The sequence below is a fragment of the Nonomuraea sp. NPDC005692 genome (genome assembly GCF_040631115.1).
In the GTDB taxonomy this organism is placed as follows: Bacteria; Actinomycetota; Actinomycetes; order Streptosporangiales; family Streptosporangiaceae; genus Nonomuraea.
Window position 1 is genome coordinate 404,725 of record NZ_JBEXYU010000005.1, and the last position, 12,910, is coordinate 417,634.

Sequence of the window (12,910 nt, forward strand, 5' to 3'; positions counted from 1 at the left end):
GCCAATTCCGCGGCGGTCGGGCGGACCAATGGAATGTCACAGGCGCGTGGCACACTTGCTGGCGTGAACGGTCTTCTCGTCGGGCGCTCGGCCGAGCTGTCCAAGCTCGTGCGTGTGCTGGAGTCCGCGGCCGACGGCACGGCCGGGGTCGCGCTCGTCGGCGGCGACGCGGGGATCGGCAAGACACGCCTGGTCGGTGAGCTGGTCGCCGAGGCGCGCGAGCGCGGCTTCCACGTCATGGTCGGCCAGTGCGCCGAGCTGGGCGACGCGCTGCCCTACCTGCCGCTGGCCGACGCGCTGCGCGGGGCAGAGCCCGGCGTACGCGAGGCCGTCGCCGCCCATCCCATGCTGGGCCAGCTCCTGCCCGGCCGGGAGAGCGGGGCGCCGTCGGCCGGGCTCACCCAGCAGCGGCTGTTCGGGTCGCTGCTCGGGCTGCTGGCCGACGTCCAGCCGGTGCTGTTCGTGATCGAAGACCTCCACTGGGCCGACCGTTCCACCCGTGACCTGCTGGTCTTCCTCAGCCGCATGCTCCAGAGCGAGCGCGTCTGCGTGGCCGGCACCTACCGCACCGACGACCTCCACCGCCGCCATCCGCTGCGCGCGGTGCTGGCCGAGCTGAAGCGGCTGCCGTCGGTGACGAACGTGGAACTCGGCCCGCTGGAATCCGGCGAAATGTCGGACTATGTCACCACTTTGGGGCGGGTCGACGCGCAGGAGCTCGGGCTCATCGTCTCGCGCGCCGAAGGCAACCCGTTCTACGCCGAAGAGCTGTTCGCGGCCATGTCCGAGGGCGACAGCCTGCCCGACGGGCTGGCCAGCCTGCTGCTGTCGCGGGTCGAGGTGCTGTCCGAGGCGGGGCAGCGGGTGCTGCGCGCCGCCGCGGTGGCCGGCCGCCGGGTGGAGGACGATCTGCTGCGCGAGGTGGCGGGGCTGCCGCTGGCCGAGTTCGAGGAGGCGGTCAGGGAGATCGTCTCGCGCGGCCTGCTCAAGGTGCAGGGCCACGGCTACGCCTTCCGCCACGCCCTGCTGCAGGAGGCCGTCTACACCGACCTGCTGCCCGGCGAGCGCACGAGGCTCCACGCCGACTTCGCCCGCCTGCTCACCTCGCCCGCCGAGCTGGCCCACCACCACCTCGCCAGCCACGACCTGGCCGGGGCGCTCGCGGCCTCGGCGCAGGCGGGCCGCGAGGCCGAGCGGCTGGGCGCGCCCGCCGAGGCCCACAACCACTACGACCAGGCGCTCGGCCTGTGGGACCGCGTCGAGGGCGCCGCCGGGCTGGCCGGGGAGAGCCGGGTCGTGCTGGCCTTCCGCAGCGCCGTCGCGGCGGCCGACAGCGGCGACAACCACCGGGCGGTCCACCGGCTGCGCGCGCTGCCCTCGACCTCCGAGGTCGAGGAGCGGCTGGCGTACTACCTCTTCGAGACCAACGACCCGCCCGGCGCCATCGCGGCGGCCGAGCGCGCGGTCGAGAGCGCCGAAGACGAGCCGAGCCTCGCCCGTGCCCTCGCCACGCAGGCCCGTACGCTGCTGTGGACGCCGCGTCACCACGAGGTCGAGCCGCTGACCGCGCGCGCCCTGGACACGGCCCGCGCCTGCGGCGCCGTCGACGCCGAGGTGGGCGCGCTGCTCACGCTGGCCAGCTACGTCGAGCAGCGGGGCGACGTCGCCCGCGCCCATTCGCTGGTCGAGAGCGCCTCCGCCCGGGAGACCGGCGATCTGGCGATGGACCTGCGGGCCCGCTTCCACCACGCCCGCATCCACTACGAGCAGGGCCTGCTGGCCCAGGCCGCCGAGGTCGCCGACGACGGCATCAAGCTGGCCGTCCACACCGGCCTCAACTGGAGCACCTACGGCACCGACCTGCGCTTCCTGCGCCTGCTCATCCACTACGTCGCGGGCGAGTGGGACGCCGCGGAGGCGGTGGCGGCCGGGTTCGGCGCGCGGGTGGGCACGTTGTCGGAGGCCATCCTGTCGTCGTTCGCCCTGTTCATCGAGGTGGGGCGGGGGTTGCCCGCGGTCGAGGCGCGGCTGGGGTGGTTGCGCCCGTTCTGGCACGACCCGCTGGCGACGTACATGTCGCGCGGCATGGCCGCCGAGCACGCCCTGTGGAACGGCGACCCGGCCGCCGCGCTCGACCACGCCCACGCGGCCATGGCCACGCTCGACGAGGGCGAGTCCGGCACGCTGCGGCTGGCCGCCGTCAGCCTGTGGGCGATGGCCGAGCTGGGCACCACGGAGGGGGCCGACGACCTGCTGGCCCGCGCCCGGTTCGCCGCGACGAAGGGGCCGACCGGCGACGGCGGCCACCTCGGCCCCGAGGGGCAGGCGTGGGCGCTGCGGGTGGAGGCCGACTGGCATCGCCTCCACGGGCGGCTCGACGTCGCGCTGTGGCGTGAGGTGGTCGCGGCGTTCGACTTCGGCTTCGTCTACGAGGTGGCCAGGGCGCGCTGGCGGCTGGCCGAGGCGCTGCTCGCGGCCGGTGAGCGGGAGACGGCGCAGGAGGAGTGGGCCCTGGCCAAGGAGGCGGCCGGCCGGCTGCGGGCCGCGCCGCTGGAGGCCGCGCTGCTGGAGTTCGGCAGGCGGGCCCGGTTCGGCGGCGGGCAGGCCGAGGGCGGGCTCACCGCGCGCGAGGTCGAGGTGTTGCGGCTGGTCGCCGAGGGGCTGACCAACAAGGAGATCGCCGGGCGGCTGTTCATCGCGCAGAAGACGGTGAGCGTGCACGTCTCCAACATCCTGGGCAAGCTGGAGGTCTCCACCCGTACCCAGGCGGCCGCCGCCGCCCGCGCGCACGACCTCCTCTGATCCCCGGCTCAGGCTGCCGGGCTTCCTCGCCCGCGCTGCCGGACGGCCGATGGCGGGACAGGCAGGGGTGAGTCCGTACATCTGGGACGCCACGTGCGGCCATTTGGGGCGATGTTTGCGGTTCGCCTCGTAGCGTCCGAGATCGGGACCTCTCACCGGAGAGCGATGGCGGGCCCGGCCGGCGGCTCGCGTCGACCCGTCCTGTCATGACAGGTCGGCCCGATGCGCCGACCCGTCCTGCCTCGAAAAGGAGCAGTCATGCCCATTCTCGCCACGTCACTGCCCGCCCTGGCCGCCGCCGGGCTGACCGTACTGGCTCCGGCCGTCGTCCCGGGGGCCGCGCACGCCGCGGCCGTGATCTCCTGCACCGTGTCCGGCCAGGCACAGTACATTCCCGGGGCGCAGCGGCTGCTGCACCCTGACCGTTCCGTCAGCCGCCGGGAGCCGTGGAACTGCGTCGACCGCAGCGGCACGGGCGTCACCGCGGCCCGGCTCAGAGCCAGCTTCAACGGCGTGAACCCGAGCTGCGGCGGACGCACCATCACGAGGGGGCGCCCGTCCGGCGAGGGCAACGCCTTCGACCGCGTGTTCGGCAACCGCGACGCCGAGAACCGCAGCCTGTCCAACCGCATCGTCTACAACCGCGAGGGCCACAGCCTGGCCGACCGCATCATCCACGACCAGGACGAGCGCAACCTGGCCGACCGCATCGTCTACGACCGCGAGCGCTGGGGGCAGTCCGACGGCGTCATCCGCGACCGCGCCGCCGCCGCCGGGACCGCCGCGCCCACGGGCACCGGCACGGTCACCATCGACTGGACCATCAGGGGCACCAGGCAGACCAGCAAGGCCGCCGCGCGTATCGTCGAGATCGTGCACGACACGGCCAAGGTGTCGGGGACGATCCAGTCCGGGCCGTTCAGGGGCAAGACGTTCACCGGCCGGTTCGACACCAGCCTGGTCGGCGGTTCGGGCACGTGCGCCTCGGGCTCGTCCGGCAGCGTGCTGCACGCGGGCTTCAAGGGGCAGTTCAACGTCGGCTGACCCAGCCGCCTCACCGGGCGCGACCGGTGCCTGGCCCCGTACGGGCGGCCAGTGCGCCGGTCCCGTCCGGCCGCGCCTCTTGGTAAGTTGTCCTGAGGTGTGCCGGGAAGTCTGGTCGGCGATTCCGTCGTCGATCGTGGAGTTCTCCTTGAAGGCTTTCCCGGGTGGCCCGCCGTGACCGTCACCGCGTGGCTGGCGGTCGCCGTCTTCCTCGTCTCGTACACGCTGATCGCCACCGAGAAGGTGCACCGGGTCGCCGCGGCGCTCGGCGGCGCGGGGATCATGCTGGTGCTGCACGCCACCGACGGCGGCGCGGCCTTCTTCGACGAGCACACCGGCATCGACTGGAACGTCATCTTCCTGCTGCTCGGCATGATGGTCATCGTCGGCGTGCTGAAACAGACGGGCGTCTTCGAGTTCCTGGCCATCTGGGCCGCCAAACGGGCAAGAGGGCGACCGTTCCGGCTCATGGTGCTACTGATCCTGATCACCGCGGGCGCGTCGGCGCTGCTGGACAACGTGACCACCGTGCTGCTGATCGCGCCGGTGACGTTCCTGGTCTGCGAGCGGCTGGCGCTGCCGGTGGCGCCGTTCCTCATCGCCGAGGCGATGGCGTCCAACATCGGCGGCACCGCCACCCTGGTCGGCGACCCGCCCAACATCATCATCGCCAGCCGCGGCGGGCTGACCTTCAACGACTTCCTCGCGCACCTGGCCCCGCTGATCGTGGTGCTGATCGTGGTCTTCATCGGGCTGTGCCGGGTGATGTTCCGCCGGTCGTTCATTTACGACCCCGAGCTGGCGGCCGAGATCATGACGCTCGACGAGCGCGAGGCCATCGCCGACCGCAGGCTGCTGTGGCAGTCGCTGACCGTGCTCGCGGTGGTGATGGCGGCGTTCGTGCTGCATCCCGTGCTGCACTACGAGCCGTCGGTGGTGGCGCTGCTCGGCGCGGGCGTGCTGGTGGCGCTCACCAAGGTGACCACCGAGGAGGCGATCGCCGAGGTCGAGTGGCCCACGCTGGTGTTCTTCGCGGGGCTGTTCGTCATGGTCGGGGCGCTGGTGGAGACCGGGGTCATCGCCCAGGTCTCCCAGGCCGCCGCGCAGGCCACGCACGGTCAGCTCGGGCTGACGACGATGGTCCTGCTCTGGGCCTCGGCGGGCCTTTCCGCCATCGTGGACAACATCCCGTACGTGGCCACCATGAGCCCGATCGTCGCCGACCTCGTCCAGGCCAACGGCGGCGAGGGGCCGGCGCAGGTGTTGTGGTGGGCCCTGGCGCTCGGCGCCGACCTCGGCGGCAACGCCACCGCCGTGGGCGCGGCGGCGAACGTGGTCATCCTCGGCATCGCCGCCCGCAACGGCACCCCGATCAGCTTCTGGCAGTTCACGAAGTACGGCCTGATCGTCACGGTGACGACGGTCGCGCTGGCGACGCCGTACCTGTGGCTGCGTTACCTGGTGTGACGCAGGTCATGTCACACCCGGGGGCCGCGAAGGCTCTCAAAGGACATGATGCCTGGAATGACGGACGTTTTCGGCGGCCACAGGGAGCTGCTGTTCTCCATCGTCTACAACATGCTCGGCAGCGTCTCCGACACCGAGGACGTGCTCCAGGACACCTGGCTGGCCTGGTCGTCGAGGAACCCGGACGAGATCGGCAACCCCCGCGCCTACCTGGTGCGCATCGCCGTGAACCAGGCGCTCGCGCACCAGTCCGCGCTGCGCCGCCGCCGCGAGACCTACGTCGGGCCGTGGCTGCCCGAACCGCTGGTCACCGATGCCGACGGGGCGGAGGACGTGGTACGGGGCGAGTCGGTGTCGCTGGCCCTGCTGGTGGTGCTGGAGACGCTGACCCCGCTGGAGCGGGCCGTGTTCATCCTGCACGAGGTGTTCGCCTTCCAGCACACCGAGATCGCCGGCATGCTCGGCCGCAGCCCCGCCGCCGTACGCCAGCTTGCGCACCGGGCCCGCGAGCACGTCCAGGCCCGGCGCCCGCGCAACCGGGTGGACGCGCACGTCCAGCAGGAGGTGACCGAGCGGTTCGTGGCCGCGGCGTTCGGCGGCGACCTCGACGCGCTGATGGAGCTGCTGGCGCCGGAGGTGACCCTGTGGGCCGACGGCGGCGGCAAGTCCGTGGTGGGCGGGCCGCGTCCGGTCCGGGGCCGCGACAAGGTGGCCCGGCTGCTCGTCGCGCGCACCGCGCAGCCGATGGAAGGGCTGGACATCCAGTACCGGGAGACCAACGGGGATCCCTCGGCGGTGGTGTTCGTGGAGAACGCGCCGTTCGCCGTCATGGTCGTCGATCTGACCTCCGACGGGTCGCAGGTTCGCGACATCTACACGGTCGCGAACCCCGACAAGCTCTCCCGGGTTCGGAAGGAACCGGGACCGGACCCGTCCTAGCCGACGGCCTCGGGCACCGGGCTCTCGACGGGCGCGGCGGCGGCGCGGGCACGCAGGCCGAACGCGGTCACCAGCACGGCCGCCACCGCGGCGGCCACCGGGACGGCCAGGGCGGTCCGCAGCGAGTCCAGGGTCGGCGCGGCGCCCCCGCCGAGCGCGGCCACGTTCACGGCGGTCACCGCCGACAGGCCGAGCGCGGTGCCGAACTGCATCGCCGTGTAGAGCAGGCCGCCGGCCAGGCCCTGCCGGTCCTCCTCCACGCCCTCGGTCGCGGCCATGGTCAGCGGACCGTAGGTCAGCGAGAAGGCCAGGCCGAGCAGGAGCATGGTGGGCAGCATGGCGGCGTACGTCCAGTCGGGGCCGACCGGCAGGAACAGCGCGTACGCCAGCGCCGACAGCACGATCCCGCCGAACAGCACGCGGGCGTTGCCGAACCTGTTCACCAGGCGCGGCGTGAGCGTGGGGGCCAGGACGGTGTCGATGCCGATCACCAGCATGGCCAGGCCGGTCTGCAGGGTGCTCCAGCCGCGCACCTCCTGGAGGTAGAGCGTGGCCAGGAACTGGAACCCGGCGAACGAGGCCAGGAACAGCAGCGCGCCCAGGTTGGCCCGGACGAGCGGCCCCGAGCGCAGGATGTCCAGCCGGACCAGCGGGTTGGACGAGCGGCGTTCGATCAGCACGAACAGGGCGAGCAGCAGCAGCCCGGCGGCGAACACAGCGATGGTGGTGCCGGAGCCGTCCGCGGGCGCCTCCAGGCGGACCACGCCGTAGACGAGCAGCAACATCGAGCCGGTGATGGTCAGCGCCCCGGCCAGGTCGAACGAGCCCCGCGCCCGTTCGCCGGAGTCCTTGACCAGCGGGACGGCGGCCAGCAGGATCACCGCCGACAGCACCACGGGGGCGAAGAACACCCAGCGCCAGCCGATCGAGGCCAGCAGGCCGCCGGCGACCAGGCCGAGCGAGAAGCCGCCCGCCGCGGTCCCGGCGTACACGCCGAGTGCCTTGGTGCGCTGCGGGCCCTCGGGGAAGTTGCCGGTGACCAGCGCCAGCCCGGCGGGCGCCATGAACGCGGCGGCGACCCCGGTGACGAAGCGGGCGACCAGCAACATCCACCCTTCGGTCGCGAACCCGCCCAGGCCGGAGAAGAGCAGGAACACCGTCAGCCAGGTCAGGAACATGCGGCGGTGGCCGAGCAGGTCGGCGGCCCGGCCGCCCAGCAGCATGAACCCGCCGTAGCCCAGCACGTACGCGCTGACCACGCCGCTGAGCGTGCCGGTGGACAGGCCGAGGTCGGCGCGGATCGACGGCAGCGCCACGTTGAGCATGGCCACGTCGATGCCTTCCAGGAAGACGGCCCCCGCCAGGACGAACAGCGCGCTCCACGCGCGTGCCCCCATGCGGTCGTTCGAGGGAGACGAGGGAGACATGGTGCATTCCTTCCATAATGGTCGGTTCCTTCTTGTAACCAGCAGCATTTTTGGTCACCATGAGGAGCCATGGAAGACGGAACTTCGATGTCCCTCGGTCACTGCGGGGATACCGACTACGACGTGCTGCAATGGGACCAGCGGGAGGACTGCGAGGTCAGGCAGATCCTCGACCGGATCGCCGACAAGTGGTCGCTCCAGGTGATCGCGCTGCTCGACCGGCGCAGCCTGCGCTTCACCGAGCTGCGCCGCATGATCGAGGGCGTGAGCCAGCGCATGCTGACCAGGACCCTGCGTCACCTGGAGCGCGACGGCCTGGTGAGCCGTACGGTCCACCCGACCGTGCCGCCCCGCGTGGACTACGCGCTGACGCCACTCGGCGGCACGCTGCACGCCACCATCCGCGCCCTGGTCACCTGGACCGAGGAGCACCAGGGCGAGATCGCCACGGCCCGCGCCGCCTACGACGTACGGGTGGCGGCCGAGCAGGCGGCGGCGGCCGAGGAGGAGGCCGGGCGGGAGGCCGTCGCGCGCGGCGTGCTCGCGGGCCTGCGCTGACCGACCTGGTGGAGGCGGGCCCGCGAGGACGGGATCAGCGCCGGCCGGCCGCGAACTCCCCGATGGTCACCGGACGGCGCCCGCCGACGCGCTCGATGCTCTCGGTGACCCGGTAGAGCGGGTGGTCGCCCGAGCCGATGAAGCGGAAGATCGCCCACAGGTGGGTCAGGTGCTCGACGGCGTACGGGTCGCGGTACACGTCGTGCGCCCGCCGCTCCCACTCCTCGGGCGGCAGGTCCGCGTAGCGCACGCCGAGGGCGTCGGCGGCCTCGGCGGCCGTCGCCATCTGGCCGGTCACCAGGCACACCGGGTCGGCCGGCGCGGGGTCCAGCAGGAGGCCCGCGCCCACCCGCGCCACGTCGGAGGCGGCGACGAGCGGGATCAGCGTGTCCGGCGGGCCCAGCGGGAGGGCCAGCTCGCCGTAGGCGTCCGCCACGACGGCCAGGTTCTCGAAGAAGACCGCCGCGCGCAGGTGCACCGCGCCCACCCCCGCCCAGTCGAAGACCTGCTCCGCCAGCCAGTGGCGGCGCATGCGCGGCGTCCCGGCCTCGGGCTGGGCGTCGAGCTGGGAGACCTCGACCACCCGCTCGACGCCCTCCTCCCTGGCCGCCGCCGCGAACGCGCTCGTCGCGTCGAGCAGCCCGGCCGTCACCGGATACGTGAAGTACGCCCGCCGCACCCCGCGCATCGCGGACCGCATGTCCCTGATCTCGCGCAGGTCGCCGACGACGACGTCCGCGCCGAGCTTGCGCAGCTCGCCGGCGCGCTCGTCGTCGGAGTGCACGAAGGCGCGCACGGCCTGGTCGCGCTGGAGAAGCTGCTCGGCGACCTGCCTGCCGGTGCCGCCCTGGGGGCCGCCGGCCGCGCCCGTGACCAGGATCATCGTCCGCTCCTTCCCGGCAGGGTGAGCCTGAGCAGCCCGAGCGCTTCGAGATCGCGCAGGAACGGCTCGGCGGGGAATGCCTCGGCCGGGGCGAAGACGCCGGCCCCCGGCCCCTGCCCGCCGGCCAGCCGCACGGCGGCCTCGACCGAGGCCAGCGCGCTGAGCCGCCACAGGTCGCGGCCGGTGATCCGGCCGGCCGCGCCGCCGTCCGCGGTGACGACCTGGACGGCCACGGTGAACTCCGAGCCCGCCCTGGTCTCCGGGTCGACGGCCTCGCCGGTGAACGCGCCCTCCTCCTCGAAGGTGTGCGCGGTGAGCTGCGCCTCGACCCAGCGGGCCGGCACGTGCCTGGGCACGGTGACGACCTCCGACGACGGGATCGGCGCGATCATCGTGCGCGGGCCGAGCGGCGGTGGGAAGGGGAAGACGGCGTTGCGCGGCTCGACGTACCCGACGTGCTGGGCGCCGTCGCTGAAGGTGATGCGGCGGGTGTCGGCGAACAGCAGCTCGGCGGTCTGCCGTGCGCCGGTGGTCAGCCGCCAGCCGGACACGGCGTACGCGCTGGTCACCCGGTCGATGCCGGTCAGTCCGGCGGACACGGCCGCGGCCAGCAGGTCGCCCATGCCGCCGTAGAAGCTCATGGCCGTGATCATCGTGATGCCCGCGGCCGCGGCGGGCGCGGACATGGTGTCGAACATCCATTTGGTGTGGTGCTGCTCAAGGGCGTGGTCGACGTAATGGCAGCCGGACGCCGCCGCGGCGCGGGCCACGGGCTGACCGGTGTCGGTGAAGGGCCCGGCGCAGTGGACCAGCACGCCGGCCTCGGCGGTGAGGGCCCGCAGGGCGTGGGTGTCGTCGAGCGGGGCCTCGTGCACGCGGGCTCCGCCGAGCTCGTCGGAGACGGCCTTGAGCCTGGCGGCGTCGCGGCCGGCCAGGATCACCTCCAGGCCGCGGGCGCGTAATTCCGCCGCCACCAGGCGTCCGGTATGACCACTCGCTCCGTAGACGGCGATGGGTTCTGAGGACACGATCGGCCTCCATGTTCCATACTTCTGGTACGTGATTCGAACATATGTACTAGGAGTATGGAAGTCAATGAGCCGCCGTACCCAGGCAGAACGCACGGACGAGACGACGGCGCGGCTGGTGGGCGCCGCGCGCCGGCTCTTCGGCGAGAACGGCTACGCCGACACCTCGATCGACGCCGTCGCCGCCCGCGCGGGGGTGACCAAGGGGGCCGCGTACCACCACTTCGGGGGCAAGCCGGCGCTGTTCCGGGCGGCGTTCACCGGCGAGCTGGCCGAGGTCGCGGCGGCCCTGGAGCGCGCCGGCGCCCAGGAGGACGACCCGCTGGCGGCGCTGCGCCGGGGCCTGCGCACCTTCCTGGAGCACTGCCTCGACCCGGGCTTCCGGCGGATCGTGCTGCTCGACGCGCCCTCGGTGCTGGGCTGGGAGGCCGCCCGCGAGATCGAGTACGACCACCTGCTGCGCGTCCTGCTCGGCGGCCTGCGCAGGGCCGCCGAGAGCGGGCGGATCGAGGGCGGGAACGTGCCCGCCCGCGCGCAGCTCGTGTTCGGCGCGGTCTGCGAGGGCGGCATGCTGCTGGCCCGCTCCGCCGACCCGGACGCCGACCTGCCGCTGATCGCCGCCGAGCTGGACCGGCTGCTGTCGGCGCTGCGGCCGTCAGTGGCGGGTTGAGTGGCGGGGGGCGTGGGGCGGCGCGTGGCCCGGCGCCGCCGGGGTGGTCGCGGGGCCGACCGAACCGGCGGGGGCCTGGCTCGCGTTCTGCTTCACGGGCACGAACACGCGCACGGGCCCGGCGTCGCGGAAGGTGAAGGTCATGGGCACCGAGGTGCCGCGTACGCCGGTGACCGTGCCGAGCGGCTGGTCGTTGACGCCCACGGGCTGGCCGGGCCGGATGTCGGCGGCGGCGCCGGAGAGCTGCACCGAGCCGCCGCCGTCGACGGTGACCTGCTGGAGCTGGTCGGGCTTGTGGCCGTCGTTGATCAGCACGGCGTAGAGTGCCTGCTCGGCGGCGGGCGACGACGGGGTGGCCGCCTGGCCGGCAGCGGCCCGGAGGTGGGCGTTGCGCACGTGCAGGACGCCCTTGGCGTCGGCGTTCCCGCCGTCGTTCTGCGGCAGGTGCTGGCCCGTGTCGTATCCGGCGTTCGTGCAGCCCGTGACGCCCAGGGCCAGGATCGCGGCACAGATGATGGGACGCTTCACGACGCCCTCCCCGTTCGATACTCGACGTCACCGTTCCGTTACCCGCGATGATGGAGGCGAACCCCTTGGGAAAATGCCGATTTTCCTACCGGAAGTGTGGGAGAATGGAGTATGGGCTTGGACCGGACCCGCTCGCCGAGTGAGCGCGCCGAGACTCCGCTGACCGCCGCGATCATGGCGGGCCGCTGGATCCGCACCGCCGCCGTCGACGACGGCAGAGGCCGCCACTGGCGCGCCAACCCCGACCCCCGCGGCAGGTCGGCCGCCGCCGGCGACTCCGCCTCCCTGTACGCGGGCGCGGCCGGCATCGTGCTGTTCTTCCTGGAACTGGCCGCCGCCACCGGCCACGAGGCGTACCTGGACGACGCCCGCAGAGGCGCCCGCTACCTGGCCACCACCTGGCGCGAACGCGCCGACCTGACCCTCTACCACGGCCTGACCGGCACGCTCGTCGCGCTCGTCGAGGCCGGCTGGGCCTTCGGCGACGGCGTCTTCGAGGAGGAGGCCGTCGCGGTGGCCGACACGATCGTCCGCGCCGCCCGCCCGCTGGACGGCGGCCCCGGCTGGACGCGCGAGCCCGCCCAGCGCGGCGACGGCGGGATCGTGCTCGGGCTGCTCCAGGCCGCCGCCGCGCTCGGCGTGCGCGGCTACGAGGAGACGGCGGTGGCGGCGGGCGAGCGCATCGCCGGGCTCGCCGTGCCCGGTCATCGTTTCGGCGACTGCGCCGACCTGCCGCTCGACGCCGTCACCCCGGGCTTCCTGTCCGGCACGGCGGGCACCGCCTTCCTGCTGGCCAGGCTCTACGGCGTCACGGGCGAGCGGCGTTTCCTGGAGGCGGCCGCCCGCGGCGCGGGCTTCGTGCGCGAGGTGAGCGCGGTGGCGGGCAGGTGCGCCGTCGTCCCGCACCACGTGCCGCAGGGGCGCGAGCTGCACTACCTGGGCTTCTGCTCGGGCTCGGCGGGCGTCGCGCGGATGTTCTACGAGCTGTACCGGGTCACCGGCGACCCCGGCCACCTCGACTGGGTCGAACGGCTCGCGCACGGCGTCGTCGAGAGCGGCGCCCCCCTCCGGCAGACCGACGGCTTCTGGAACGTGGCCTGCCAGTGTTGCGGCGCGGCCGGGCTGCTCGAACTGTTCGTCGGCCTGTGGGCGGCGACCGGCGACGAAGCCCGCCTCGCGCAGGCCCAGGTGCTCGCCGGGCATCTCATCGGGCGTGGCGACAACCACGACGGCCAGGGGTTCCGCTGGTACCAGGCGTACCGGCGGCTGCGGCCGGGCGAGGTGAGCGCGGACACCGGATACATGGTCGGCGCGGCCGGCATCGGGGCCGCCCTGCTCCATCTCGACGCCGCCATGCAGCCCCGGCAGGCGCGCCGGGTCATCCTGCTGCCGGACAACCCCTTCCCGGCGATCCCGGTGCCGCCCGCCAAACTTCGCGATTCATCCCAATAAGGTATTCCCTTTAAAACCAGTAGGGAATATTGACTTGAGGCTCGCGGCGGCCTAGCGTCGTTGGCATGAGCCAGGGCACTCTCCTGACCAGGCGCCCGCACGTGGACTTCGG

At 73.2% G+C, this 12,910-nt stretch carries 11 protein-coding genes; 7 read left to right on the forward strand and 4 right to left on the reverse strand.

The features are described 5' to 3' along the window. Window positions 1-63 precede the first annotated feature (63 nt). The 4 genes from ABZ459_RS14900 to sigJ all read left to right on the forward strand — a co-directional run bounded on the left by ABZ459_RS14900 (window position 64) and on the right by sigJ (window position 6,252). Entirely contained in the window at window positions 64-2,802 is a 2,739-nt protein-coding gene (locus tag ABZ459_RS14900; protein ID WP_357970520.1) for an AAA family ATPase, read from the forward strand. A gap of 258 nt (window positions 2,803-3,060) precedes the next feature. Beyond that, complete coding sequence (locus ABZ459_RS14905) at window positions 3,061-3,846, forward strand: hypothetical protein (protein WP_357970523.1); 786 nt, start codon at window positions 3,061-3,063, stop codon at window positions 3,844-3,846. Window positions 3,847-4,020: 174 nt separating this feature from the next. Beyond that, entirely contained in the window at window positions 4,021-5,313 is a 1,293-nt protein-coding gene (locus tag ABZ459_RS14910) for an ArsB/NhaD family transporter (protein WP_357970525.1), read from the forward strand. 57 nt (window positions 5,314-5,370) lie between these two features. Beyond that, on the forward strand, window positions 5,371-6,252 hold the full coding sequence (gene sigJ / locus ABZ459_RS14915) for an RNA polymerase sigma factor SigJ (RefSeq protein ID WP_357970527.1): 882 nt from the start codon (window positions 5,371-5,373) through the stop codon (window positions 6,250-6,252). On the opposite strand, the gene ABZ459_RS14920 is transcribed toward sigJ, so the two are convergent. After that, entirely contained in the window at window positions 6,249-7,679 is a 1,431-nt protein-coding gene (locus ABZ459_RS14920) for an MFS transporter (RefSeq protein ID WP_357970530.1), read from the reverse strand. The genes sigJ and ABZ459_RS14920 overlap by 4 nt on opposite strands. A gap of 69 nt (window positions 7,680-7,748) precedes the next feature. Here ABZ459_RS14920 and ABZ459_RS14925 point away from each other — a divergent pair, with 69 nt between their 5' ends. Further along, on the forward strand, window positions 7,749-8,237 hold the full coding sequence (locus ABZ459_RS14925) for a helix-turn-helix domain-containing protein (RefSeq protein ID WP_357970534.1): 489 nt from the start codon (window positions 7,749-7,751) through the stop codon (window positions 8,235-8,237). A 34-nt stretch (window positions 8,238-8,271) separates the two neighbouring features. Here the strand turns inward: ABZ459_RS14925 and ABZ459_RS14930 are convergent, their stop codons facing one another. Further along, a complete protein-coding gene (locus ABZ459_RS14930) occupies window positions 8,272-9,120 on the reverse strand; it encodes an NAD(P)H-binding protein (protein WP_357970536.1) in 849 nt (282 codons plus the stop codon). Then, window positions 9,117-10,148: a saccharopine dehydrogenase NADP-binding domain-containing protein gene (locus ABZ459_RS14935; protein WP_357970539.1), complete on the reverse strand. Its 1,032-nt coding sequence runs from the start codon at window positions 10,146-10,148 to the stop codon at window positions 9,117-9,119. The genes ABZ459_RS14930 and ABZ459_RS14935 overlap by 4 nt, the downstream gene beginning before the upstream one ends. A gap of 67 nt (window positions 10,149-10,215) precedes the next feature. Here ABZ459_RS14935 and ABZ459_RS14940 point away from each other — a divergent pair, with 67 nt between their 5' ends. Beyond that, window positions 10,216-10,818, forward strand: a complete 603-nt coding sequence (locus ABZ459_RS14940; protein ID WP_357970541.1) for a TetR/AcrR family transcriptional regulator — start codon at window positions 10,216-10,218, stop codon at window positions 10,816-10,818. Here ABZ459_RS14940 and ABZ459_RS14945 read toward each other — a convergent pair. Beyond that, the gene (locus ABZ459_RS14945; RefSeq protein WP_357970544.1) at window positions 10,804-11,346 is read right to left on the reverse strand and encodes a hypothetical protein; all 543 of its coding nucleotides are present in this window, start codon (window positions 11,344-11,346) and stop codon (window positions 10,804-10,806) included. The genes ABZ459_RS14940 and ABZ459_RS14945 overlap by 15 nt on opposite strands. Before the next feature lie 111 nt (window positions 11,347-11,457). Between ABZ459_RS14945 and ABZ459_RS14950 the strand changes: the two genes are divergently transcribed. Further along, window positions 11,458-12,798 (forward strand): lanthionine synthetase LanC family protein, encoded by a 1,341-nt coding sequence (locus tag ABZ459_RS14950; RefSeq protein WP_357970547.1) that lies wholly within the window; start codon window positions 11,458-11,460, stop codon window positions 12,796-12,798. The last annotated feature ends 112 nt before the right edge of the window (window positions 12,799-12,910 follow it).